Source organism: Bradyrhizobium sp. UFLA05-153, from assembly GCF_054185185.1.
Map to the genome: position 1 here is coordinate 23,880 of NZ_JBBIAM010000070.1, position 25,271 is coordinate 49,150.

Genomic DNA, 25,271 nt, shown 5'->3' on the forward strand with positions numbered 1-25,271 from the left:
GACGGCGTCGGTCTCGACGCGCTAACGCGCGAAGATGCGTTGTTTAGCGACGGTCACGCGACATGGCGCCCGTCCTGTTCCTCGGCAGGAGGCGCATCAGGACAGCAACTTCCAATTTAGGCACATCTTGGCGACACGGCCGAGACTGACCGCATCTGCGCCACAAGTGCGCCATATTGTCTTCCCTTCGCCTCCTTAACCTGCGTACCAAGTTGGGGATTTGAACGGGGGGACCGCGGCCGCGCGGCTGGCGACATTGAAGATTTGGCACGCAAGCTGCATTGCCGGCGCGCTGACCGCGACTTCGCTTGCCGCGATTCATCCGATCGCGGTATCGCGCCCGAGCATCGCAACGCCGAATGCGAGAGTTGCCGATGCGTTCAGCGCCATCCCGCTGAATGTGACGACGGTCCTGACAAATGCCGGCGCAGCGTTTCCGACGCCGGTCATCGAGACCAAGTTCGATACGAGATCATCGGCTAATGCGATCGTCGCGGCGGGATTCAGCGCTGCCGCGCCGGACGCGGTGATGCCGTCCGATTCAACCAGTACGCCGCGGCAAGAGCCAATGTTGCAGGTCGCCAGCCTTGAGGCAGCGCCGCCCGAGAACTCGGCAACGCCACAGCAGGACCGTCCGCGCGCTGCCTCACCCAATCCGGACGAAGGCGAACCGTCGTATCTCAAATACTACGTCTACTCGGAAATCCCGCCGCCGGACAAACCCGCGAAGATCGCCCTGTCGGCGTTGAGCGGCGTTCCGCTCGGAACGCCCATCCAAGAGATCGAACACGCGGCCAAGGCGTTCGGTATAGATGCCAATTTCATGAAGGCGGTCGCCAAAATCGAATCCGATTTCAATCCCAAGCAACGCACCGGCTCCTATATCGGCCTGTTCCAGCTGAGCAAGTATGAGTTCGGCAAATACGGATCGGGCGACATCCTCAATCCTCGCGACAACGCCATGGGCGCCGCCTACAAGTTCATCACCGAGGCTGCGCTATTCGAAGTAATAACGCACAAGCAGCCGACGTTTTCCGATCTCTACCTGATCCACCAGCAGGGCTGGGAAGGAGCCGCCCAACACATCAGCCATCCGCAGCGGATTGCGTGGAAGTCGATGTGCGCAACTCAGGAGGGCTCGGCGAAGGGCGAGCGATGGTGCAAGCGCGCCATCTGGGGCAACACGCTGCCGGTGGTCAAGCGCGAATGGAAGTCGGTCGATCATCTCACCTCGGGCGCGTTCGTCGCGATGTGGCGGGACCGCGTCGACACGCTCTATGCCCGCTATCCAGTGCAAACTGCGGCGGTCGAGCGCTCGAGATAGAACCCACTAAGCAGCATCACGATACGCGGTTGTATCCCGGCGTTCCCATTCAGTTCCGCGTCGCCGATCACCACATCACCCAGAATGCAATCTTCCTCGGCGCGATCCTTGTTCACCAGTAGTATGGCCACCCCTCATAGAAGCGCAGATCCGACGCCAGCGGCGGGACGGATGAGCCAAGACTTGGTGGCGGTCCGTTTGGATCGACCCGGTCGTCCTGAGGGCGATAGCGATACCGTGGAACAATATAATAATCCCAAGGAGTTGGCCTTAACACGGGCACCGTGACGACAAGCCTCTGCCGCGGTTCGCGAACGACTTGGGCCTTCCGCACTTGGGCTGCAGCACCAGACGTCCCCAAGCTACACAGCACTAGGGCCGTTCCGAGAGTGCACGCGACGGTCATTATTTTCATGCCTCGGCCTCCTTCCCAGAGAGTGCTAAAGGACTCAAAGCATAGCAAGCTAATTCGCTCTCTACTTGCTTGAAATAACCGCTCCTGGCCCCAAAGCCGCGGTCCCGGATTGTTCGCTCTCGCGCCGCTGTTGGGGGCTAAGCAGACGTGAGCGCCGAAGGGGCAAAGTTGCGTTTATATGTACACGCGTCAGATCGCGTCCGCCCGGTGCAGCGTATCCACGGTGATGGTGCCGCGGGCGCGCGACACGCAGGCGCAGATCTTCTGGTTCTCCTGCTTCTGATGATCGCTGAAGAAGACGTCGCGATGGTCGATCTCACCCTGGACGTCGACGACGTCGATCGCGCACAGGCCGCATTCGCCGCGCTTGCAGTCGTACATCACCTCGTGGCCGGCGGCGTTGAGCACGTCCAGCATCGAGCGTTCGCGCGGGATTTCGAACTCGACATCCGAGCCCTTCAGGCGGACGCGAAACGCCTCCGTCGGCAGCGAGCCGCTGGAGCCGAAGGTCTCATAGCGCAGATCGGAGAGCGGGCGCCCTGCACCGAGCCAGGCATGGCGCGCGGCATCCAGCATGCGCATCGGGCCGCAGAACAGCGCCAGTGCGTCCCGCGGCAGTGCGGCGAACAGCGCGTCGAGATCGAGCCGCCCTCCCTCGTCGCTGGCATGGACGACCAGACGGTCGCCCAATAGCGCGGTGAGATGATCGATATAGGCGGCATCCTGACGCGAGCGCACCGCATAATGGAGCGTCACGCCGGCGTCACGACGGACCAGCGCCTGCGCGGCACCGACGATCGGCGTGATGCCGATACCGCCGGCGACCAGGCAATAGTGCTTGCGGCTCCAGTCGACCGACAGCAGCGACGAGGGCATCGTAACGTCGAGCCGCGCGCCCGGCTGAAGCGACCACATGTAGCGCGAGCCGCCGCGGGAATCCTCGGCACGGCGCACCGCGATCCTGAAACCACGGGGATCGGCCTCGCCGACCAGCGAATAGGACCGCGTCTCCGGCTGGCCATTGATGGTCACGGCCACGTTGATGTGGCTGCCGACCGGATAGGCAGCACCGTCGAATTGATCCGGCAGAATCAGGAATTCGCGAATGCTGGGCGAAAGTTCGCGGGTCTCGACCAGCGTTGCCGGAGTCCAGGTTTCGATGAATCGCATGGCACTCCCCTATTCGGTTGCGGACTTGATCAGCGCGAGCGCCGGCAGCAGGTCCAGATGCGTCCGGTTGCGCAGCGCAAGCCGCAAATTGCGCACGGCGAGCCGCGCATGCTCGCGCATGATGGCTTCGGCGCGGGCGCCTTCCCGGTTCTCGATGGCGTCGATGACGACGCGATGATGCTCCTGCCCGATGATCAAAATCTGCTGTGCCTCCGGCAGCGCCGATTGCGCCATCACGAAGCCGCTTGGGGACGCGAACGGCAGCGCCGAGGCGCGGTCGATCTGCCGGATCAAGGGCGGGCTGCGCGACAATTCGGTGAGCAGCGCATGGAAGCGCGCATTCAGCGAGACATAGGACGAGAAGGCATCGACCGAGATCGGCACCTGGCGCAACAGCTCGTCGATCGCGGCGTGGCACTCCCTCAGCGGCTCGAGCTCGCGCGCGGAAACGCCGCGCTCGGCGGCAAAGCGTGCGGCGAGCCCTTCCAGCGTGCCGCGCAGCTCGATGGAATCGAGGATGTCGCGCTCGGAGAAGGCCTTCACCATGAAGCCGCCGGAGGGGATCGCCTCAAGGAGGCCCTCCTCTTCCAGCCGCACCAGCGCCATGCGCACCGGCGTGCGCGAGGCGCCCGTGGTCTCGACCGCCTGGAGCTCGGAGATGCGCTCGCCGGGACGCAAGGACCCCGACAGGATCTGGTCGCGCAGCGCGAGCTGCGCCTTCACGGTCTGCGAGACGGAGCGATCGACCTCGCGCTCGGCCATGACCTACTCCGCGGCCTGAAGATGTTGCGGCCCGTTTTCCTTCGCGACCATCTTGTCGATCAGCCGCCGCGACCACATCGCGCCGGCATCGATGTTGAGGTTGTAGAAGACGCGATCCGGATTTTCATCCATCGCGCGCTGCTGCGCTTCGAGGATCAGCTCATCCTCGTGGAAGATGCCGGTGACGCCCTCGCGGATCTCGGTCGTGATGCGCTGATCGCCAAGGCGATAGTTGCGCGCGAAGGCCCAGAAATAGTGGCAGGTCTTCTCGGTCTCGGGCGTGATGGTGTTGAGCACGAAGCCGTTGACGCCCTGCGAACGGTCGCCCTCGGGCGCGCCGGTCCCAGTCGGCGCCACGCCGACGTCGATCGTCACGGTGCACGGCGCCTCGAAGCGGATGATCTGCCAGCGGTCGACGGGACCGGGCTTGCCGAACTGCCTGGCCCAGAACGGCGGCGCCTCGATGTTGCGCATCCAGCGCGTCACCGTGACCGTCTTCTCGCCATGGGTGACGTCGAACGGCGCTTCGGCCACCGCGTCATTGCCGATCGAAGAGCCGTGCACGAAGGTCTCGTGCGTGAGGTCCATGAGGTTGTCGACCACGAGGCGGTAATCGCATTTCGCGTAGATGGTCTTGCCGTCGCCCGCCCAGGCCGGATCGTCGTTCCAGTGCATGTCCGGCACCAGCGCAGGATCGGCCAGCGCGGGATCACCCATCCACAGCCAGACGAAGCGATGGCGCTCGACGGTCGGATAGGCGCGGACGCAGGCCGACGGGTTGATGGTCTCCTGCGAGGGCATGAAGGTGCAGCGGCCTTGCGCGTTGTATTTCAGGCCGTGATAGCCGCAGACGACGGTGTCGCCTTCCAGCCGGCCCTTGGAAAGCGGCACCAGGCGGTGCCAGCAGGCGTCCTCGAGCGCCGTCACGCCACCATCGGCCTTCCGGTACATCACCACATGCTTGCCGCAGATCGTCCGCGGCAGCAGCGCCTGCTTCACCTCGGCGTCCCAGGCGGCGGCGTACCAGGCATTCATCGGGAATGGTTTTGTCACGGCTCTCTCTCCCAAGGGCTTATGAATACGTTATGTATACAATAGCACGCAAAGCGGAAAAATTGGAGGTTTTAAAATACCTCTATGCCGTTTCATGTATACAGGTTGCATGGATTGGCCGCAGGCTCAGTGTGATCTCTCCCGCCTGCGGGAGAGGTCGTACCGAAGGCACGGGTGAGGGCTCTCTCCGCCCAGGGATTTTCTCCGCAAATCTCGGATAATCCCAACGGCGAGACACCCCCACCCCGGCCCTCTCCCGCAGGCGGGAGAGGGAGCACAGCGTCGCCGTGGTGGGAGCGAGGCTCGCGGTCTAGGGAGTTACGCCCCAAACACCTTCTTCAGCCCGGCCTGGGCCTCCTGCTGGATGCGGTGCAGGTGATCGGTGCTGCGGAAGCTCTCGGCGTAGATCTTGTAGACATCCTCGGTGCCGGAGGGCCTGGCTGCGAACCAGCCGTAATCGGTCTCGACCTTGATGCCGCCGAAGGGCTGGCCATTGCCGGGAGCCTTGCTCAGCGTGGCCCGGACGGGGTCGCCGGCAAGGTCTTTCAGGCCGAGCTGCTCGGGGGTTACCGACTTCAGCACGCTCTTCTGGGCGGCGGTGGCGGCGACGTCGATGCGCTCGTAATGGGGCACCCCGAGCTCGGCAGTGAGGTCCGCAAAAAGCTGGCTCGGGTCGCGACCGGTCTTGGCCAGGATTTCGGCGGCGAGCAGGCCGAGGATGATACCGTCCTTGTCGGTGGTCCACACCGTGCCGTCGCGCTTGAGGAACGAGGCCCCTGCACTCTCCTCGCCGCCGAAGCCGAACGAGCCGGTGACCAGGCCATCGACGAACCATTTGAAGCCGACGGGGGTCTCGACCAGCTTGCGGCCAAGCTTCTTGGCGACGCGATCGATCACCGAGCTCGAGACCACGGTCTTGCCGATCGCGGCATCCCTGCCCCAGTGCGGCCGATGCGCGAACAGGTACGCGATCGCGGTCGCAAGATAATGGTTGGGGTTCATCAAGCCGCCGGTTGGCGTCACGATGCCGTGGCGATCCGCATCGGTGTCGTTGGCAAAGGCGACGTCAAAGCGGTCCTTCATGTGGATCAGGCTCGCCATGGCATAGGGCGAGGAGCAGTCCATGCGGATCTTGCCGTCCCAATCCACCGTCATGAAGCGGAAGGTCGGGTCGATCGCCTCGTTCACCACCGTCGCCTTCAGGCCGTAGCGCTCGATGATCGGATGCCAGTAATGCACGGCGGCGCCGCCGAGCGGATCGATGCCGATGTTGACGCCTGCCGATTTGACGAGCGCGAGATCGACGACATTGCCGAGATCGGCAACGTAAGGCGTGACGAAATCGAACGCGTGGACGGAGGAGGATTTGAGCGCCTTCGCGTAGTCCATGCGCGCGACGCCCTTCAGGCCGTCGGCAAGCAAGGCGTTGGCGCGCTTCTCGACGACGCCGGTGACGTCGGTGTCGGCGGGACCGCCATGTGGCGGATTGTATTTGTAGCCGCCGTCCTCCGGCGGATTATGCGACGGCGTGATGACGACGCCGTCGGCGAGGCCACTCGTCCGCCCCTTGTTGTAGGACAGGATCGCGTGCGAGATCACCGGCGTCGGCGTGTAGCCGCCGGCCTGGTCGACCATGACGTCGACGCCGTTGGCGGCGAATACCTCGATGGCGCTGACCAGCGCGGGCTCGGCCAGCGCATGGGTGTCGATGCCGATGAACAAGGGACCGGTCAGCCCCTTCTCACGCCGGTAGTCGGAGATCGCCTGCGTCGTTGCGAGGATATGGCCCTCGTTGAACGAATTCTTCAGCGAGGTGCCGCGATGGCCTGACGTTCCGAATGCCACCCGCTGGGCCGGATCGGCCGGATCCGGCTTGTTGGCGAAATAGGCCGTGACAAGCCTTGGAACATTGGCAAGCGCGCTCGGCGCAACCGGCTTACCCGCCGCGGGATCGACTTCTGCCACTGCAACTCCTCGCACTTTCAAACGACAGCCTAGAACACCATACCATCGGTCAGGCCGTCGCCAAGCCGGTTGCCGGACCCGTCAGCGCGGCGCACCAGCCAACGACCAACCGACAACGCCCATCCGCCACGGGACGATCCACCGGCAGTGGCGATCTCGTACTTTGGTGCCGGATGTCGGTTGATGCAGGACAAAGACGCTGCCACGCCATATCGGCACGCTGCTTCCCGTTTGATCACTGAAGTGCCGAGAATTGCGGGAGTTTCACCGGCAGGTCCCGAAGGGAGCAGATTATGATTGGACGTCAGATTTTCGCGCTCATGCTGGCGAGCGTCGCCTCGTCAGCTCTCGCCGCGGAGGGCGATCCGGCCGCCGGCAAGACCGTTTTCGAGCGAACCTGTGCAAACTGCCATGCGAGCGTGATCGGGGTGAACAAGGTCGGCCCAAGTCTTTGGAATGTCGTCGGACGCAAGCCGGCCGCCGTCCCCGACTTCGCCTATTCTGAGGCGATGAAGGCCAACAAGGAGGTCTGGACACCGGGCGCCCTGGACACCTACCTCGCCGATCCCCGTGGCGACGTCCACGGCGTCAAGATGTTCTTCAAGGGGCTGCCGGACCCCACCGAGCGCAGCAACGTCATCGCCTATCTTCAGACGCTGAAGTAAGCGATTGAAGCTGGCAGGCGGCCGGCAAATCCGGTGAACGCCCGTTCGCCGGATCGTGCGGCTCTGCTATGGTCTCGCGCGGCCACGGAGAATCATCCCGCCCATGGACCTCGCGCGCCGGCTTGTGCCCGTGCTCTGCCTGCTCGCCATCGCGGGCGTAGCGGCCCACGCGAATGCTGCCGAGTTCTACACCGAGGATCTCCGCATCCCGATGGCGGCAGCGGGGCCGCAGGGGCTGGAGGCCTTCCTGGTGCGGCCCGCTGCGTCCAGGCGCTATCCGCTTGCCCTGCTCAGCCATGGCACGCCGCGGGACTTCGACGACCGCGCGACAATGTCGGCGCACAAATACCATGCCATCGCGCTGGAGTTTGCCCGGCGCGGATTTGCCGCGCTGATCGTGCTGCGACGCGGCTATGGCACTTCGGCCGGCGACCGGGTCGACAGCCTTGGCCCCTGCGCCCGTGCCGCCTATCTGCCGGCCACCGCGGTTGCGGTCGCCGACTTACGCGCCGCGATCGATGCGATGGCGCGACGGAGCGACGTCACGACGGCCGGCATGATCGCGGTCGGCCATTCCGCGGGCGGGCTTGCCACGGTGGCGCTGACCGCGCAGGCACCGCCCGGGCTCGTCGGCGCGATCAACTTTGCCGGCGGCCGCGGCTCGTCCAGCGACAATTTCGTCTGCAATGCGGATGACCTCGTGCAGGCCTTCGCGACCTTCGGCAAGACCTCGCGCTTACCGATGCTGTGGGTCTATGCCGCAAATGACCTGTTCTTCGCGCCAGTGCTGGCGCATCGCTTCTACGACGCGTTCCGCAGCGGCGGCGGCAATGCCAAGTTCGTCGATGCGCCCGCCTATGGCGATGACGGCCACTATCTCTATTCCTCCGTGACGCGCCCGCTGTGGACGCCGCTGGTCGACGCATTCTTGCGCGAGCGCGGGCTGGACAGCCGCGAAACGTTGAGCCCGCCGGATCCGCTGCCGGCGCCCGGGCAGCTCTCCGGCTCGGGCAAGGACGAGTTTTCGCGCTATCTCGCCAGCATCAATCCGCACAAGGCGTTCGCGGTCGCATCCAAAGGCGCCTTCGGCTGGCGTTCCGGCCGCGCCACGACCGACGACGCGCAGCGCGATGCGCTCGCGGCCTGCGGCAAATGGGCGACCGATTGCAGCCTCTATGCCGTCGACGACCGGCTCGCGGGCGGCCAGGCGGCATCCGCGCGCTGACGCTTCTAAAGCGCGATGAGATCGGATCAATCGTCATCGCGCTTTGGATTCTTGTTTGAGCATGATCTCCGCGCAAACGCGTTCCGCGTTTGTCGCGAGGGAAAACCGCTTGGCACTTTGCGCTAACGCGGCCCTTCGGGTCCGGATCATGCTCTAGCGTCCACCGACGAGTGCACCGAGCCGTGCCAGGAATTCGGCGGCCTGGGCGCATAGCGTCGTGTTGGCCATGCCATGGGTGACGGCGACGTGAAGCAGATCGGCCATCTCGGCAGCATCGCTCCTGCGGCTCGCCTGCATCAGCGCGACGTCGAGCAGGAAGGGTGCGAGCGCGGCCTGCTCGTTCGCCTCCAGGCGCTCGAACACCTCTTCCCAATGCGCGCCGGTCTTCGGAATGCGCGCGTAGAGATCTGCCGCGAGCATATCCGGATAGCACGGGCCGGCGATCGCGAACGGCGAGGCCATGCCGGCCTTGAGCGCAACCGCGCACAGCATGCCCATGACGTAGGCCGTGTGATAGGACGTCGCGAGCGCGCATTTGGTCTTGTCGTGACCGCTCAGGCGCAGAAGCTGGCTCGCCGACGATCGTCCCGCCGGCAGGAAGCCGACCTTGTCTTCGAGCGAGGCCACGACGCGGAAGCCGAACGCGGCGGCAGGACTCCAGGCCGACGAGAGCAGCGGCCAGGCCATCAGCGCTTCGGCCGCAAGATCGTAATCCTCGACCACCAGCGCGCGGGCAAGCACGGCCGCCGACTCATCGAGGAATTCTTCACGCGGCCGCGGCAGCCTGGGCTGCCAGCTGCCGAAATCGGTAAAATACATCACCGCATGGGTATGCGCGTAGGCGTCCTCGCGCGTGCCGTTGAGCAGATCGATTGCGTTGCCGAGCGCGGTCTTGCGCGCGACCTGCGCGAAGTCGGGTCCGGGTGGATCGTCGAGCCACAGCGACAACAACCAGCCGATCTCGAGCTCGCGATAGGGCACCACCTCGTGGCCCGGCCGCGCGGACGCCGACCAGCTTTGCGCGAGCAGCGTGTCGAAGGCGTCGTCGGGATGACCGAACGTGCTCAGGATGATGTGCGGGGTCGCGAGCTGAAGACAGACCGATGGATAGCGCGCAACGTCCCAGTGCATCTGCCGCGAGCGGGCGTGGGGCAAGAGTTCGGCGAGCAGCGCGTCGATCGCGTGGCGAATGCCGGGATGCGGGGCGTGCCGGCCTGCGATGTGGAGCAGCATGGCCGTTTCCGCGAGCGGCTTCTCTGCGGCGAAATTGCCCTCCGGCAGATCCGAGCCGTCAAAGCCGTCCTCGCCGAGGAACTGGACCGTGCGCGCGGCGATCCGCATCGCCAGCCGCAAACGTCGTCGCAGGTCCGGTCGAAAGTCCAGATCCTGAGCGAGGTCGACGTCGCGCCTGTGATCCAGCGCGACCTTGCTTTCCTGTGGGTGCTGCATGTCCGCCTCCCGGTGGGTGATCGCGGAGCTGACGCGCCGCGGTGGACTCCAAAGCTGCGCTAGGCGATCAGGCCTGCGTCAGCGGCGGGTGACTTCGTTGCGGAGAACGGCCGGATCGATCTCTTCGGTCACCTCCACCTGGGGCGGAATGCAGTAGCGGATGACGCGGTGACCGATGACGAAGCCGAATTCGCCGTCGCGGCCGCTGGCAGGGCTCGCGCCGTTCTCGGCGACGAACTTTCCGAACGCGACGAAGTCGAACGCTCGCGATGCCAGGAATTTGCGGACGATATCTTCCTTGTCTGCAGCGTGGCTCAATGTTGCCTCCATGGGCTGGTGGATCGACGCCGCGGCAAAGCCCGCTGCCATCGACGCTGCAAACGATGGCCCGATCTGCCGGCCCGGGGGTGTGAGCCACCTTACATTTCAAGAACTGTTGAGGACAACCGCGCCGCCGGTTCCACCGTCGCTTGCGTGCACAAGCAAGCGCTCAACGGCACGGCGCCGGCTCTGGCCACAAAGCGGATGGGCTAGCGTTGCAGCCGCTTGGCCTAGAGTCGCTCGCTGATCGCGAGTTTGTAGCCGACGCCGGTGACGGTTGCGATCACCGGCGTTCCGCTGCCGATCAGCTTGCGGCGCAGCCGCGCCACCAGCGCATCGACCGTACGCACGTCGACGTCGGTCTGACGGTTGCTGACGACCTCGATGAGATAGTCGCGGCTGAGCGCCCGGCCGTCGGCGCCGACGAGGGCGGCGAGCAGATCGAACTCGGCGCGGGTCAGCGCGACCGGCTTGCTGTCGCCGTCCATCAGCTCGCGGCGCATCAGATCGATGATCCAATCACCAAAAGCAATCGAGTTGTGGTTACGCGCCGCCTTGCGATCGATCGAGCGCCGCCGCAGCACGCTGCGCGCCCGCGCAAGCAGGTCGCGCAGGTTGATCGGCTTGGTCACGTAATGATCGCCGGCGATCTCGAGCCCGAGGATGCGGTCGACGTCGGTGTCGCGGCGCGTGACGAAGATGATGCCGGCATTGCTGAGCGCCTGGATCTCCTTGGCAAGCTCAAAACCGTCGCCGTCGGGCAGCTGGACGTCGAGCAAGACGAGATCGGTACGGACGCGTAGCGCCTGGCGGCATTCCGCGCAGGAGCCGGCGCCGACCACATCGAAATTGTTCTCGCTGAAATAGCCAACCAGCATGGCGCGGGTCACCGGATCGTCCTCGACGACGACGATGCGGTCCGGGCGACGCGCGTCTTGCGATCGCAAGTCCTGGGATACGGAGCCGGCCATGGCGTCAGCCTTTCCCTGAACGTTCGACGTCATCGAAATGGTGAACGCAGCCAGCCGCGCAAATGCGCTCGCAACGCAATGCGTCGCGATGTGAACCCTCGTTCACAATGCATTCGAAAGCCCCAGCGAACATGGCGCGATAGTACGCGCCTCGGCGCGCGCAAACAATATCAGCGGTGAGAGAACACCGCACGAATGCCTAGCACGTGCGAAGCCGCGCGGCCGCTGAAGCCTCGGCCTGCTACATGGTCCCAACCCGGATCCGGAACGACAGCGTCTCCTCCGCGCCGGGCGCGATATGCATCACGCCCGGCTTCTCATCGAACGCACCATCGAAGTCCACAGGGCTCGCAGTGCCGCGCCACGGCTCGATGCAGAGAAACGGCGCGCCCGTTGGCTTGGACCAGACGCCGAGCTCGCGGAAGCCGCTCCAGGACATCTCCACCCAAGATGCCCGAGATGCTCCCTGCCCGGCAGCGTAGCGGACCGAGGTGCTGTTCGGGCGGTCGAAGATCACCGCGTCTGCGGCGAACAGGGATTCGGACAGGCCGAGCACCTTGTCGCGGACCGGGCTCGGCTCCGTCGCGTCACGCAGCAGTCCACCTTCGAGCCGGCGGATGGGATACGGCTCGTCCTGCGCGAAGGTGAGCGCATAGCTCTCCTTCGACATATCGGGCGCGAGCGGCCAGTTGAACGCGGGATGGCCGCCGAGCGAGGCCGGCAAGGTGTCCTCGCCGGTATTGGTGATCGTGAAGGCGAGGTCGAGACCGGCTTCATCAAGCGTGCAGGTCGCAGTCAGGCGGAACGCGAAGGGATAGAGCGCGCGCGTCGCCGCGTCGTCAGTGAGCTCGAGCACGCAACGCGATGCCGATCGCTCGAGCCAGGTGAACCGCCGGTCGCGCGCAAAGCCATGCTGGGTCAGCCGATAGGTCTTGCCGCCATGGTGCAGCTCGTCGTTCTTGAGCCGGCCGACGATCGGAAACAGCAGCGGCGCATGGCGCGGCCATTCCGGCCCCGCCTGCCAGATGAACTCGACGCCCGTCTCGTGCTTCAGCGAGCACAGCTCGGCGCCTTGCGCCTTGATGGTCGCCGTCAGCGCGCCGCTTCGGATTGTGTGAGTATTATCGGTCATGGCCATTCATCCCAGAGAAGCTCTGGCCTTGAGACTAGCGCGAACTTGCGTGCCAGCGCCATGGCAGGGCGCAACCGCGCGCACAGACTGTCTGCGCAAGATTGATCGATGCGACCTGGACAAGCCAGACCTGGTACACCGCTGGCTGCAGGTGTCGCAGCAAGCTCCTTCAGGACGATGCAACGGGCTTGGACTCCACGTGATCGCGACCGGGTACCCGGGCGCCAGCAAGCTCGTCGGCCTTTGAGCTGCGCAACAAGAACAACGCCCGCCAATCGCGCTGACGGCCAAACTCAATATAGCGATAGCTCAGAGCACATGGCGGAACCTGGAGATTGTAGCAACAAGATCGGCGATCTCGGCATTTCGTGGTTTTGCTACTTAACGACGCCGGCCAGGTTGGAGTGTCTGTCGATCGACAGCGCCGACACATCAAACCACGATTTCAAGACGAGCGCAGCCCAACACAGACACGGCAAACAAGTGCCTTCAAATAGTCAATTACAGGAAATAGACGACAGCAGGCTGGCTTTGGGGCAGAATCGTGAGAGCGCGCGTATAGTTGATGGTAGGGCTCCTTATCATATTTGTTCTGCTCGCGATTGGCTTCGCTGCCGGCTACGGCACGCGCGAGCTGATCTCCCGCAAACGACACACCGAATACCTGAAATTCCAACCCTACATTTCGCCTACGCTCAAACCCAAGCAGTCGCCGGATGAAAGCACGAGGGCGCGACATGCTGCGCCTGAACCGCCAATGTCCAAAAGGCCTCGGACGAACCACGACATCACACGCTCGTTTCAGGACATATCCATTCACGAGCCGAAGCCAGCGAAACCCGCGAGGCCTTCCGCCGCAAACTTGCACTTGGTCCAGACTCATCGGCCTGAGCCGGATGCTGGATCTTTGCAGGTCCCAAACCTCGAACAGAGCCTCCAGGAGCTGGTCGCACTCCTCCAGCACCATCGCCGGCAGGAGAGCTAGGTGCGAGCTTTCAATAGGTTTTGCCCATCCGGCTCGGGGCGGGGAAGCTGAAGTTGTCGAAGCTTTAGCACCCCACGAGAGGAACCGGATGGACATCCATGAGAATGCCCGGCTTACGCGTCTCGGGCGTGCGCAAGGATCGGCAATGAGACGCCATTCCCTGGTAACAAGGAATTCTGCAGGGAAATGGCCTCTGAAAGTCGCCAAGGGCGCCTGCGAAAATGCAAAAAAACGCCTGCAAATCCCGGCTCTTGCGGCCAACCAATGCGCGAAGGCATATCAGGGAATCTTTCGGATGTGATCAGGGAATGAGTGCGCCCTGAACAGGGAATCCGGTAAACGTCGTAAGCGTCCATTTCTCACACACTTGTTTCGCGGCACGCTGACGCGATCTTCAGCGTCCATTGCTTCGGAGCGCGAACGTCCTGATTGACCTGAGAAGGCGCCTCGCCTCATGCCGGGGCCGCGTTCAAGCGTTTCCGACGATTTGTGCGGGCCAAGGAGCGGTAATTACAGCCCGCGCCATTCAGCCTCGCCCACCACTCGAACTCGTGGAGCCGTCCGCTGCTGTGGCGCAGTGAATCATCTTGTGATCAAAACGGCACCCAACGAGCCACGTCGAGTGGAGCGTGCATCGCAAGCTCAATGCCTCGCAGCGAGCGCCTGGCTCCCTGCGCTCCCGTCAACGAAGGGATGCTTAGCAATAGTCTGCTGTTCTTACTGGCACTACGTTGGCGAGCTCAATCCCCACGTCTCAAACGCCAAACACACCACCGGCTCTTAGAAAATTGGTCCCAACGCGGAAGAGGATTTTTGCAACACAATCCTCTGAAATGCGGAAGTTGTTGCAGTCTTGGCAATCTTCGGCCCAGGGGCCAGAAGCCGACAGACAACAACCTGAGCGTGCCAATAGTCCGACCGCACGGGGTGACGTCTCCTAACGGCGAGGCTTTTTCGGCTTTAGCCATGCCGTCGGCGCCCTCACCTGGGCGTGGACATCGCGTAGGCCGTCGGGCGATGCTGATGCCACTGGCGTCTCACCTGTGGCCTGTTCGCCGCCGAACTCGCGGCGCGGCCAGGTAAAATCGTCCGCGCGACCGGCCGGCGCCGTCAAAGGCTCACCTTTAACCAAGACCCGGGCTGCAAGCGCATCAACCGGTGCGGGGCGCGAACCGGGCCCGCCGAGCAGTTGATCTGATGCAATGGAGGCGGCGACCAGTGGCACGATCGGTCCCGCCAGCGGCCGCGGCGCCGGCTGGCCGGGCACGGCATTCGCGTCAAGTGTCGCCGGCTCGCTCGGCAGCGCGATCGGTACCGAAGGCCCCGTCAGGAGACGCGTGATCTCGCGCTCGACATAATGCGCGAGCTTGCGCGCGCCGGCCTTGGTGAAATAGACGCCGTCAGAGGTGCGGAGCTGGCGGATCTGGCCTTCGAAGTCCGGGCCCTTCTGCAGGAAGCTGCCGGCCTCGTCGACAAAGCCGTCCCAGACGTCGACATAGGTGATGCCGGCCTTGGCGGCCCGTTCCCGGTACAGCGCATCCAGGAACAACATGTCCGAGGTGCCCTTCTGGCCGCGGATCGCGGGCAGCCCGACCCACAGCACCGGCGCGCCCTTGCTCTTCAGCACGCCGATCAGCTCATCGATTTTCTTGTTGTAGAGCTCGATCCAACGTTGGTCGCGGAATTCATAGAGGCCGTTCGCCGAACGCGCGCTCTTCTCGGGCGCTGAGGCCGGTGGCGCGTCATGGTCGGCGTCGTCCGACGACGCTTCAGTATCGACGGACTTGTCGTCCGCCTTGGCCGCGCCAGCGTTGCCGAGTTTGGTGTCACGCTTGGCGCCAGCGTCTTTCTTGTCGCCTTTCTTCTCAGCCTTCTTGTCGTCCTTCTCGGTGACGGGCTCGCGGATCGCGACGCGATCGTTGAGGCCGAGCATAACGACGATCGCGTCTGCCTTCTCGGTGGCAAGAATGCCCTTGGCGGCCGCAGCCCAGTCAGCCGACTCCCCCTTGGGCTGGTATTTGATGAGGCCTGAGACCGTCTTATGCTTGCGGATCACGCCCATGTCGGGCTGCTCGGAGTAGGCGTCCTCAAGCCCATAGGCGAGCCAGTCGGCCATGGCGTCGCCGAGCACCAGCACATTGCGCTCCGGTACGGTGTCGCGCTTCGCCGGCGACGGTGCCTTAGAAAAATCCTCGCGCACGGTCGGTGGGGTTTGCCGTCTATCCCAGCGAGGCGCGCGCTGCTGGAACGGATCATACGCGTCGTTACCAAACCAGCCGCCACCGAACCAGCCGCCACCGCGTTGCGGCTGCGGCCGCTGCTGAAATCCGCCGAAATTGAAAAATTGTGCCGAGGTGGGTTCGCCAATGCTGAGCAACAGCCCCGCCGCGATTGCCAGCGCAATCCACGGGCCGGTTCCGGTAAACATGCCCCTTTTTGGCTTTTCGGACACGTTCTTTGACCGCAAAACACGGATAACCTGCCCGACATCAGTATAGCGCCAAGGCTCCATCACGAGTCTCAGATCACCGTGAAGTGCTTTGCGCCCGTGCGGACCAAGCGAAGTAACAGTTCACGTCAGCACAGAGCGACATCGCAGGGGCGTCTTCGGAGTTCCGTCTAGCCGTCAGAACCAGACAAGTCCGGGGCGGAACGACGTGGGGAAGGCCGGCTCGGCCATTCGACTGTGGCGGCACCCTGCGTCAAATTGTACTGTCAGCTTCTTGATTTTGACGGGTTCACCGTCAGCCAAGGAGGCAATCATATGATGCCAATTAGCTCGCGCTCCGACCGGTTCAAACAGGGTAAAGCGCTTCGCCTCGAAACGCCGCGCGAAACGCACGCGGAGTTAAAGGGGAATTTGTCGCGCAACGCCGTCGCGATCCTGGCCGAAAGCGACAAGGATCGAGTGCCGGAGCTGGTCCCGGAGCGCTATTCGCGCATGTCCGCTGATCCGTTTGCGTTCCTGCGCGGAGCCGCCGCAGTCATGGCAGCGGACCTTGCCGGTCAACCGACCGCCGGGATTCCGGTGCAGGCCGGCGGCGACAGCCATTTGATGAACTTCGGCGCCTTCGTGACCCCTGAAAACAACATTCTCTTCGACGTCAACGATTTTGATGAAACGCTACCTGGCGTGGATTTCACCGTTGACGTGAAGCGACTCGCCGCCAGCGTCGCGATTGCAGCACTGGGTTCGGGGGCACCTAAAAAGGAGGCCCGGGCCTATGCGGCAGCGACCGTCACAGCCTACCGGTTGCATATGGCGACGCTGGCCAAGCTGTCTCCCCTGGAGACATGGCACAGTCGAATCGACCTGGAAAAAGAGATCGATCGGATCGCCCACGGCAGCTTGAGACGCAGGCTGGCCGGCGTTGTCGCCAAGGCGCGCGGCGAAGGTCTGTCGAAGGACGACAACTTCCCGCATCTTGTCGGCGAGGACGACATGCGGATCGTGGATAAGCCACCAACGATCTTTCACCTGAATCCCAAGGCCGACGCCCGGCACAGGCTGAGCTTTCAAAGAGTGTTCGCCGCATATCGGGAAGGCGTTGCGCAAGATCGATTGCGATTGCTCGACCGCTTCACGATGAAGGACCTCGTCTTCAAGGCGGTCGGCGTCGGCTCCGTCGGCACATTTTGCTGCGTCGGACTTTTTCTCTCCGGAGATAACGAACCGCTTTTCCTGCAACTCAAGCAGGCGCAGCACTCCGTGCTGGAGCGGCTCGGCAGCAAGATGAGGTATAAAGGGCATCAAGGGCGTCGCGTCGTTGAAGGGCAACGGATGATGCAAGCCGCCAGCGATATCTTTCTCGGCCAAACCCAGGACGATACCACGGGGCGGCAGTTCTATCTTCGAACATTGAAAAATCGCAGACTGGGCGGCATAAGCGAAATCAGCGAGGAGGACGCGCTTTCCAGTTATGCTCAACTCTGTGGCCGGACACTGTCACGTGCACATGCGCGATCCGGCGACCCAGCCGCCATCGCGGGCTATATGGGTAAGAGCGAAGTCTTCGACGACGCGATTGCATCGTTCGCCATGCTTTATGCCAGCCAGACCATCCGGGACCATGCCGCGCTTGTGGCGGCGAAATCGGCGAAGGCTGTCTCAGTCAGGACCGCCAAGGCAGCGTAGATCGACCGCGCACGATCGAGTGCGGAGCGCTCGTCAACACGCTTCAGCCGCCGCTGCGCGCGCGCCAAGCAGGGAAAGCCGTTGTGAGCGCGTGAGCGTCCAATCCTCACATACTCGTCGCGTGGTTCGCCAACACGTTCTCATTTCTGCCGGAACGATCGGTTGAACGACGTTACGAGCGGCCCAACGATGTATTCGAACGCCGTTCGCTGAACGGTTGGAATCATCACCGTTGCGGGCATCCCGGGATAGAGCCGGATGTTGGGCATGGCCGCCAGCTCGGCCCGATCGATGCGGACGAAAGCCGTCTAATAGGGGCTGTTGGTTTTCGGATCAGTCAGGCGATCCGGCCCGGCCAAAGCGGCTTGCTCGCCCGGCGCAGCGCTCGGTTACCAGGGAATTGGCTGGTGGCGCGGCTATGCAGGGAATTCTACAGAGAAATGGCCTCGGCAAGGCGCCCGCGGGGCTTGCCAGAAATGCTGAAAACGGCTGGGGAATCTTGGCTTTTGCGGCAGCGGAGGTGCGAACACCTAACAGGGAATTTTCGGATCGCATCAGGGAATAGGCACGCCCTGAACAGCGAAATCGCGGACCCGATGTAAGCGTCCATTTCTCACACACTTGTTTCGCGGCACGCGGACGCGATCTGTTCTCACTCTCGATTTGCACATGAGAGGAGAACCGAATGGCGAACGAGAACAGGTCCCGCGTCCGATATGGCGAGGCGTTCTGGCGGGCGCACCATGAGGCGTGGCAGCAGAGCACGTTGAATCAACGCGAGTATTGTGAGGCGCACAGGATTCCGCTGAAGGCGTTCGGCAATTGGCGGGCGAAGTTCACAGCCGAGCCGCTGCCGCCGGCACCGAAGCTGCTGTATCGGCGTGGGAGCGTTGGTCATACCCTTAGTCATAGGCTTAGTCATAGCATTGGTCATATGACTAACGAGCCACCGGGTCCGATGGTCCCGCCACCACGCGAGGGACACCGGCGGACTTTCAACGAAGCGGACAAGCGGCGGATCGTCGAGGAGGCGATGCGGCGGGGTGCCAGCTTGTCGGAGGTCGCCCGCCACTATGGCATCGCGGCACGCCTGCTGTTCCGCTGGAAGCAGGAGCTGACCGTGGCCGCGCCGCATCTGCCGACTTTCAATAATGGCCCGCCATGCTAGCTTGAGCCACATCCCAGACACGGGAGGCAAAGCGATGCCGAGGCGCGTGCGGCCACAATGAGACGGACCGGAAGGTGCGGCTCGCCGGCACTTAAACTTCTGAGTTCTCGATTTGTCGTACCAGCATGGATCCAAGCCCGCGGCGCGGGTCGTCTCCCATATCTCTGAATGAACGAGTGTCGCTGTGGCCTATACACCCCACTGGGAAAGTCTGTCAGCGGCGGCCGAGCGGCTTGTGAAAGCCGGCTGCTCGCATAAGCAAGCCCAATCCGATATCTGCGGCGCCGTATCGGACGGCGACATTCGAATCCGCGCCAAGTTGGGGAAGCATGCCATCAGACCAATCAAATCAACCGAAGTCATCAGCGGCAACCAGCTTGAAATTCCTACCGACCTCAAGCTAGGTGACTTCGATTGGGAGAACTCACGGCCGGCGAAGCCCTGGTTTGTTCGTAACCATCCGCGCTATCATCATGGGCCATGGCATTTGGAGCAAATCGAGCTTTCCAATACCGACGTCACGGCGAAATTGTTGTCCAGCGCTGGACCAACGGCGAGCCCGACGGTGCGACCGGCAAAGAGACATCGCGGACGCCCCCAACGTGAGGCTGCAGAAATCGCCATTAAAACGCTTTGGCCCGACGGGGTGCCGCCCCCGCGTGAGCTGCCGAACGATCGTCTCGTCGACCGCGTCATCACATGGCTAAAGCAATACGGCTTGCCTATGTCAGGGCGTGACACAATTTTGCGAGCCGCGGGCCGCCGCAAGTAAAGCAGCCCTGGCACTACCTTGTTGCGGCACGCCAAATGGGTCGCCGGATCTGTCGCTGATGCGCGCCAAACCTGGCGAGCAACGTGCACACCAAAGATCAAATCCCCACCCGCAAACTCCTGATCAAGAAAATCAGAGAAGCACCCGCAGCGGATCGGGACCAGCACGCGCGCCAGAGGCTCGTCGGCTAGCGCCACGAGCGATTACAGCCGAGCGACATGCGAAACCGCGTGTCAAAAAGTGTTCCCTCCGCGCCACACCAGCCGTTTGATCAAGGGCGGGCAAGCCAGACGAGCTCAGCGCGCCAAGTCACTCTCACTCGCGGATCGTGCATTCGAAAGAGGCGCCTCCGCTTCTCGCAGGTCACGATTCGGTCGAGGCGGCGCGGCCCGCCGCAACCGCGGCAACTACGGCATTGCACTAGTTGCTGCGCCCGCGATGTACCCCGTCGGCCTATCCTCGGGACATCGACCACACACCACCATCGCGAGGATTGGAGCGACTGAATGACGACAGCAATCAGACAAAAGCCGCAAGTACCGGACGTTTTCCTTCGCGAGCTGAAGATCTCCCTCAAGGCCCTCGCCGAGCTAAAGCCGCCGTTGGGGCGCGCCATCCGCCAGCATTCGTCGACACAAATTCAGAAAATCGTGGATAGCCTGCAAACCTACGGAGTCGCGCTGCCGATTCTCATCGGTCCAGACGATCGGGTGGTCAACGGCTGGGCCTTGGTGCTCGCGGCAAGGCAGCTCGGCTTCCGCGAATATCCGGTCGTATGTGTCTCCGATCTGTCCGAGGCCAAACGGCGCGCGCTCAGGATAGCACTCAACAAGATCCCAGAATACGCCGAGTGGAACGACCAGGAGCTCAAGCTCGAGATCGAGGAGATCCTGAAGGTCGATTTGGATGTCACCTTCGGCCTCGACGTTGGCGAGTTCGACGCCATGCTGAACGATGGCGGGCTCGACCAGGAGGACGAGCTTCCGCCGGTGGACGGGCAGGCCGCTCCCGGATGTCAGGTCGGCGACCAATTCAACTGTGGCGATCACATTATACGATGTGGCGACGCTCTTAATCCTGAGAGCTTTGCGAAACTCCTCGGGTCAGAGCGAGCCGGCATGGGATTTACGGATCCTCCATACAATGTGCCGATCAGCGGCCATGTAACGCGGTCGGAGGCGACGAGCCACCATGATTTTCCCATAGCAAGAGGCGAGCTCTCATCCTGTGAGTTTCAGACCTTCCTGCAAACAGCCTTGGGTCACGTGGCGAAGTTTTCCCGCGACGGCGCTATCCATTACGTCTGCATGGACTGGCGCCACGTAACGGAATTGCTTGCCGCTGGCGACGCCGTCTTTAGCGAACTCAAGAACATTTGTGTCTGGTGCAAGAGCAACGCCGGCATGGGCTCGCTGTACCGTTCGCAGTACGAGCTCGTTTTCGTCTATAAACTCGGCACCGCGCCGCACGTCAACAACATCGTGCTTGGTCGTTACGGGCGCAACCGAACCAACGTCTGGAATTATGTGAGCCAGAGCGCGCTGAGCGGCACCTCGAAGAGCAAACTCTCCCTGCACCCCACCGTCAAGCCGGTTGCGATGATCGCTGACGCCATCCGCGACTGCTCCAATCCGGGTGACATCATTCTGGATCCGTTCGGCGGCGCCGGGACCACGATGATTGCGGCTGAAAAAACCGGCCGTCGCGCACGACTGCTCGAGCTCAATCCGCGCTATGTCGACGTGGCGATCCAACGCTGGCAGCGCCTGACCGGGAAAACGGCCTATCACGCCGAAACCGGCCGGCCCTTTTCCGCCGGCGCCCCGGCGTCAAATTCATAGCGATCGGCTGGAGACTCATTATGATCAAGCGCATTCGTCTAAACTCAGGCAACATGAAGACGGCGGGCACCACCGAAGTGGACGCGGTGGCCCCCACAAGGGCATCATCCGACGGGGTAGGCCGCGGCAAGCCCCCCAAACATTCCCAATTCAAGCCAGGACAGTCCGGCAATCCTAAGGGACGCCCGAAGGGCAGTCGTAATTTCAAGACCGATGTTCAGGAAACGCTGCAGACGCCGGTGAAAATCACCAAGAATGGGCGCCCCAGCAACATGACGACCCAGCGCGCGGGCCTGGAAACGCTACGCATCAAAGCTCTCCAGGCAAAAGACCAGCGCGCCCTCGAACAGTTGCTCCGCCTCGGGGAAAAATACGACGAACCAAAAGCAACCGTCGACGAGTCACTTGATGCAAGCGACCAAGCCATTCTCGACGCATACGTCCAACGGGTGACGCGAGGTTAGCTATGTTCCATGAACGCGATATTTTCTCAGTGCTCTTGCGGACCGATTTCCACTCGTTTGTCTGGAAGTGCTTCAACACCATCGCGCGCGATGCGACCTATGTTGAGAATTGGCACATAGAGGCATTGGCCCACCAGCTGATGCTCGTGCGGCAGGGTAAGATGCAGCGCCTCATCATCAATATGCCGCCGCGGGCGCTAAAATCGATTTGCGTGTCGGTCGCCTATGTCGCCTGGCTGCTCGGCCATGATCCGACACGCCGCATCATCGTCGTCAGTTACTCCAACGAACTGGCCCTCGAGCTGCACCGGCAATTCAAGATGGTCATCGACTCCGAGTGGTACCAACGCGCCTTTCCGGCCATGCGGCTTGCCAAGGACACCGGCCTTGAGGCGGTGACAACGCTTGGCGGCTGCCGCTACGCCACCTCTGTCGAGGGCACACTGACGGGTCGGGGCGCCAATCTCATCATCATTGACGACCCCCACAAGGCGGATGAGGCCCTCTCGGGCAAGGCGCGCAGCCGGGTCATGAATTGGTACCAAGGCACGTTAGTGTCGCGTCTGGACGATAAACAGAACGGCCAGATCATCGTGGTCATGCAACGCCTGCACCCTGACGATTTATCCGGGCACCTGCTCCGCACCGAAAATTGGAACCACCTGAATTTGCCGGCCATCGCGCCGGACGATTGCAGAATCGCGATCGGACCGAACCGGTTCAAACGCTGGCACCGCGGCGAGCCGCTGCAGCCCAAGCGTGAGGACGCCCACGTGCTGGAAGCCGTCCAGCGCGAGACCGGCAGCCAGAGATTTGCCGCCCAATATCTGCAGCAGCCGGTTCCTGACGGCGGCAATGCCATCAAACGCGAATGGCTCCTGGTCTATGATCAATGCCCGGTGCAACAGCCTGGCGACCGCATCGTGCAGAGTTGGGATGTGGCGGCTGCGATTGGCGATAGCAACGATTACTCGGTGGGCACCACCTGGCTCAAGCGCAAGAACAGCTACTATCTGCTCCACGTCTTTCGCGACCGGCTTGCCTATCCCGACCTGCGCCGCAAAATCCCACAGCTCGCGCGCCAGTTCGGCGCCGATACAATCCTGATCGAGAAAGCCGGATTTGGCTTGTCGCTGCTGCAGGATCTCAGGAATGATCCACCGTACGGCATGCCCCATCCGATTGCGATCGTGCCCAAGGGCGACAAGCAGGACCGGCTCGCGGCGCAGTCGGCGAAGATCGAAGCGGGGCAGGTCTTGCTGCCGCGCGAGGCGCCCTGGCTGGCCGATTTCCTCAGCGAGATCCTCGCCTTCCCCAACGGCCGACACGACGATCAGGTCGATAGCGTCAGCCAATTCCTGTTCTGGGCATCGAACCGGTGGTCGGAGCCCGCGATCGTGGTGGGGCTGCCAATTTATGGTGGGGGGCCCGATCAATACTGATTCGCAAGCTAGGCTCGAATCGGATGGCACCAGTCCCGCGCTTTGTTCTAGGTTGTGTTCGACACGGGCCGCCGGGCTTTGGCAACCGCATGATGGCGGGCCAATCTATTTTGAAGATTGGTACAATGTGTCGAGCAAAGATCTTTCTGTGCTGTTAGCACCTGCTTCGTTTGGTGGAACGATCGCCGCTGTCCGCTATCTCGCGAGATGCTATAGACGTCGGCGTCCTTTAGAGCCAACGCCTGGACGCAGCGACATGGTCGCGTCATGCGGCACACGTCTGTTCTGCACCACCGGAAAGCCAAGGCCCATCGATTCTCGAGCGGCTTGTTGCGATTGGTGCGGCCGATCCCGGTAAAATTTTGCTACCGACGTCGGACGGAACTGCCTGGATATATACGGAAAACGCCGAGCTTCTGGCTCGGTATTTTTCCTTCCTCGCGGCTCGGAGCGGCGGGTAGAGCAGCCGTCTCAATAGCAACAACGACGGCTAGCGAGAAGTTCCATAGAGTGTTGCGATTCTAGATTGGCCGGCGCCCAGCGGCATTTGACGCTGCGGCCCGCCGGTCAAGAGCGAAAATGTGAAGTATCTATCCAGTCCCGCGCCAGAACTAAAGTTACGTCGGTTTGTAGCAGCAAATCTCCACCAGAATGTTGAGGTCGTAATAAGAGGGATACCTTGTGCAGACACGAGCCGGGCCTTAAGCTCAGATTGCTGCCATTGAAAGCAACAGGAGACGAAAATGCGCGCTGTCGCTGCCTCGTTCTTCACATTGGCTTCGCTAGTCCAGGCTCATGCCCAAGGCACGGCCGAGACGCCCAAAAGGTCAGATGCGGGCCTCAACAATGTCTGCATGTACACGATACGCGGGTATCCGCGAGAGGTGCCGGCGGGCGTGAATATCTGTTGGCGCGTCGCATATCCGTATCTGTCGGAGTACGCGCTATTGCACTGTGACCCGAAAAACAACTTCCAGGAGATCACTACGGTGAGGCATGGCGATCCCCGATGTGAGCGATACGAGGATCGGCAATAGCCTGGGTCATGTTCGTGTTGACGTAAACGAAGACTGTCACCGGACGACCCAATACGCCTTGGCTTTCTTGCGTCGTAGTCCTGAATCGGGCGGTGGCTTCCTGCGGTCCAAGACTCGCATGATGCCGATCCAGGCGAACATCGTTGGGCCACCTTGCTCCGCCACCGTCAGGATCAATCTTCCATCGCAACTGGCCATTCAGGTACGTCGTGCACGTTCTTCGGCAGCGCGGCAATGTGCTCGCCGGCATCGCGCAGCCACGAGGTCGCCGCCAGTTTTGATGGGCTCGTCAAATGGGCGGCCCCAGCCCCGATCTGTCATTCGTTGCATTGGGGGGCTTGTTATCTACGGCATTGAGCCGGACATAGTCCCGCTTTCGTGCAGCTCGAGCCATCGCGCTCGACCGCGTGCTTGATCCCTGCGCCGAACTCCGGGCCGCTGCCTTTCAACGTGTAGGAAGAGCGCATTGGTTTTCTCGATGTGGGATCCCGTCCTGGACGGCTTCGATACCGGTGGCGAGCTCGATGAGCTTGCGCGCGCGGCTTACTGGTTGGCGAAGGGACGTTCGGCGTAAGCTTCATGAACCAGCCCTAGCGCGATCGCGCATCGGGAAGATGCTCATGATCGGCTCACTGCCGCCCCTCAGGATTCGCGCCACGCCTGCCGCAAGCTTTGCAGATGAACCGCGGCTACAGTGTTCCGCTCCCGATCCCTGGACGTTCGCCATTTGGAACACTTGCTACCCCAACAGGAGGATGTGTGTTCGGGTATGTTCGAGTTGACGTATGCCTAAACGCGCCCGCGCGACCTTTCGGATTTGTGCTCGCGTGGCAGTCGGAGCTGCTCTAGCCCTTGCTCTATTACGCGCAGGTCCTCCTCAACGTGCTGCAGAGCTAGATGTGGAGCCTCAAGAGGTTGTCCTCGGTTAGACCGAGTCGGCTGATTGGTGTTTGAGATTTTATACCCCCATGGGGT

The 25,271-nt window shown here is 62.6% G+C and carries 18 protein-coding genes; 9 read left to right on the plus strand and 9 right to left on the minus strand.

The window, feature by feature from the left end; translation table 11 throughout:
- Nucleotides 1-256 precede the first annotated feature (256 nt).
- Nucleotides 257-1,324 (plus strand): transglycosylase SLT domain-containing protein, encoded by a 1,068-nt coding sequence (locus tag Q2941_RS32110; protein WP_458194911.1) that lies wholly within the window; start codon nt 257-259, stop codon nt 1,322-1,324.
- Nucleotides 1,325-1,928: 604 nt separating this feature from the next.
- Here the strand turns inward: Q2941_RS32110 and Q2941_RS32115 are convergent.
- The 4 genes from Q2941_RS32115 to pgm form a co-directional block, all read right to left on the minus strand.
- Nucleotides 1,929-2,909 (minus strand): PDR/VanB family oxidoreductase, encoded by a 981-nt coding sequence (locus Q2941_RS32115; RefSeq protein WP_458194912.1) that lies wholly within the window; start codon nt 2,907-2,909, stop codon nt 1,929-1,931.
- Nucleotides 2,910-2,918: 9 nt separating this feature from the next.
- Nucleotides 2,919-3,671 carry a GntR family transcriptional regulator gene (locus Q2941_RS32120; RefSeq protein WP_458194913.1) on the minus strand — a complete coding sequence of 251 codons (753 nt, stop codon included), beginning with the start codon at nt 3,669-3,671 and terminating at the stop codon, nt 2,919-2,921.
- 3 nt (nt 3,672-3,674) lie between these two features.
- Entirely contained in the window at nt 3,675-4,724 is a 1,050-nt protein-coding gene (locus tag Q2941_RS32125) for an aromatic ring-hydroxylating dioxygenase subunit alpha (protein WP_458194914.1), read from the minus strand.
- Nucleotides 4,725-5,042: 318 nt separating this feature from the next.
- Nucleotides 5,043-6,689, minus strand: coding sequence for a phosphoglucomutase (alpha-D-glucose-1,6-bisphosphate-dependent) (pgm, locus tag Q2941_RS32130; RefSeq protein WP_027522737.1), 1,647 nt, complete (start codon nt 6,687-6,689; stop codon nt 5,043-5,045).
- Nucleotides 6,690-6,982: 293 nt separating this feature from the next.
- Between pgm and Q2941_RS32135 the strand changes: the two genes are divergently transcribed.
- A complete protein-coding gene (locus Q2941_RS32135) occupies nt 6,983-7,354 on the plus strand; it encodes a c-type cytochrome (RefSeq protein WP_458194915.1) in 372 nt (123 codons plus the stop codon).
- Between the two features lie 103 nt (nt 7,355-7,457).
- Nucleotides 7,458-8,579, plus strand: a complete 1,122-nt coding sequence (locus Q2941_RS32140; protein WP_458194916.1) for an alpha/beta hydrolase family protein — start codon at nt 7,458-7,460, stop codon at nt 8,577-8,579.
- 153 nt (nt 8,580-8,732) lie between these two features.
- On the opposite strand, the gene Q2941_RS32145 is transcribed toward Q2941_RS32140, so the two are convergent.
- The 5 genes from Q2941_RS32145 to Q2941_RS32165 form a co-directional block, all read right to left on the minus strand.
- Nucleotides 8,733-10,028, minus strand: a complete 1,296-nt coding sequence (locus Q2941_RS32145; RefSeq protein ID WP_458194917.1) for a DUF6895 family protein — start codon at nt 10,026-10,028, stop codon at nt 8,733-8,735.
- Between the two features lie 78 nt (nt 10,029-10,106).
- The gene (locus Q2941_RS32150) at nt 10,107-10,397 is read right to left on the minus strand and encodes a hypothetical protein (RefSeq protein ID WP_027522733.1); all 291 of its coding nucleotides are present in this window, start codon (nt 10,395-10,397) and stop codon (nt 10,107-10,109) included.
- Nucleotides 10,398-10,579: 182 nt separating this feature from the next.
- A complete protein-coding gene (locus Q2941_RS32155; protein ID WP_458194918.1) occupies nt 10,580-11,320 on the minus strand; it encodes a response regulator in 741 nt (246 codons plus the stop codon).
- A 241-nt stretch (nt 11,321-11,561) separates the two neighbouring features.
- Nucleotides 11,562-12,452, minus strand: coding sequence for an aldose 1-epimerase family protein (locus tag Q2941_RS32160; RefSeq protein WP_254108022.1), 891 nt, complete (start codon nt 12,450-12,452; stop codon nt 11,562-11,564).
- A gap of 1,922 nt (nt 12,453-14,374) precedes the next feature.
- Nucleotides 14,375-15,865, minus strand: coding sequence for an SGNH/GDSL hydrolase family protein (locus Q2941_RS32165; RefSeq protein ID WP_458194919.1), 1,491 nt, complete (start codon nt 15,863-15,865; stop codon nt 14,375-14,377).
- Nucleotides 15,866-16,201: 336 nt separating this feature from the next.
- Between Q2941_RS32165 and Q2941_RS32170 the strand changes: the two genes are divergently transcribed.
- From Q2941_RS32170 to terL, 6 genes are all read left to right on the plus strand, one after another.
- Nucleotides 16,202-17,572: a DUF2252 domain-containing protein gene (locus Q2941_RS32170; protein ID WP_458194920.1), complete on the plus strand. Its 1,371-nt coding sequence runs from the start codon at nt 16,202-16,204 to the stop codon at nt 17,570-17,572.
- 685 nt (nt 17,573-18,257) lie between these two features.
- Nucleotides 18,258-18,740, plus strand: a complete 483-nt coding sequence (gene tnpA / locus Q2941_RS32175) for an IS66 family insertion sequence element accessory protein TnpA (RefSeq protein WP_458194921.1) — start codon at nt 18,258-18,260, stop codon at nt 18,738-18,740.
- A gap of 184 nt (nt 18,741-18,924) precedes the next feature.
- Nucleotides 18,925-19,512 carry a hypothetical protein gene (locus tag Q2941_RS32180; protein ID WP_458194922.1) on the plus strand — a complete coding sequence of 196 codons (588 nt, stop codon included), beginning with the start codon at nt 18,925-18,927 and terminating at the stop codon, nt 19,510-19,512.
- A gap of 602 nt (nt 19,513-20,114) precedes the next feature.
- Entirely contained in the window at nt 20,115-21,353 is a 1,239-nt protein-coding gene (locus tag Q2941_RS32185; RefSeq protein WP_458194923.1) for a site-specific DNA-methyltransferase, read from the plus strand.
- A gap of 20 nt (nt 21,354-21,373) precedes the next feature.
- Nucleotides 21,374-21,817, plus strand: a complete 444-nt coding sequence (locus Q2941_RS32190) for a DUF5681 domain-containing protein (RefSeq protein ID WP_458194924.1) — start codon at nt 21,374-21,376, stop codon at nt 21,815-21,817.
- Nucleotides 21,818-21,819: 2 nt separating this feature from the next.
- Complete coding sequence (terL, locus tag Q2941_RS32195) at nt 21,820-23,259, plus strand: phage terminase large subunit (RefSeq protein WP_458194925.1); 1,440 nt, start codon at nt 21,820-21,822, stop codon at nt 23,257-23,259.
- Nucleotides 23,260-25,271: the final 2,012 nt, after the last annotated feature.